This window comes from Vibrio sp. 1641, assembly GCF_033339995.1.
Classification (GTDB): Bacteria; Pseudomonadota; Gammaproteobacteria; order Enterobacterales; family Vibrionaceae; genus Vibrio; species Vibrio alginolyticus.
This window is the reverse complement of sequence record NZ_JAWOVP010000170.1, coordinates 1-713: the sequence shown is the minus strand read 5'-3', so window position 1 is coordinate 713 and position 713 is coordinate 1. Positions and strand designations below refer to the sequence as shown.

At 48.5% G+C, this 713-nt stretch carries 1 protein-coding gene; it reads left to right on the top strand.

Annotated elements, in window-relative coordinates:
• Nucleotides 1-713 (top strand): bifunctional chorismate mutase/prephenate dehydrogenase (gene tyrA / locus R7Z47_RS24860; protein ID WP_318130765.1); only part of this gene is annotated, 713 nt, incomplete at both ends.

The following is a 713-nucleotide window of genomic DNA, read 5'->3' as shown; positions in this document are numbered from 1 at the left end:
ATTCTTCGTCGTACCATGCGTGAGTCTTATGCCAGCGAGAAAGATTCCGGTTTTAAGTGTTTGAACCCAGAATTACGCTCAGTGGTCATTATTGGTGGTAATGGCCAGTTAGGCAGTCTGTTTGGCCGCATGTTCAAGCTATCAGGTTACCAAGTGAAAGTTTTGGGTAGCAAAGATTGGGGTCGTGCGGATGAGATTCTCAAAGACGCAGGCTTAGTGGTTGTCACCGTACCGATTCACCTGACGGAAGGGGTGATTGAAAAACTGGGCAACTTGCCACAAGACTGCATTCTGTGTGACCTGACGTCTATCAAGTCAAAGCCGCTGCAAGCGATGTTGAATGTGCACGCTGGACCTGTGGTTGGTTTACATCCAATGTTTGGCCCTGATGTTCCTAGTCTTGCCAAGCAGGTGATTGTGTACTGTGATGGGCGTGGTAACGAGCAATACCAATGGTTGTTGCAACAGTTTGGTATTTGGGGCGCGAGCTTGTGTCAGATTGATGCGCAAGAGCACGACCATGGCATGACGTTAATCCAAGCGCTGCGCCACTTCACGTCATTTGCTTACGGAATGCACCTTAGCAAAGAGAACCCGAATATTGAGCAACTGTTGAAACTGAGCTCGCCAATTTATCGTCTTGAATTAGCAATGGTGGGGCGTCTGTTTGGTCAGGATCCGAATCTCTACGGTGACATCATTCTCGCATCGCA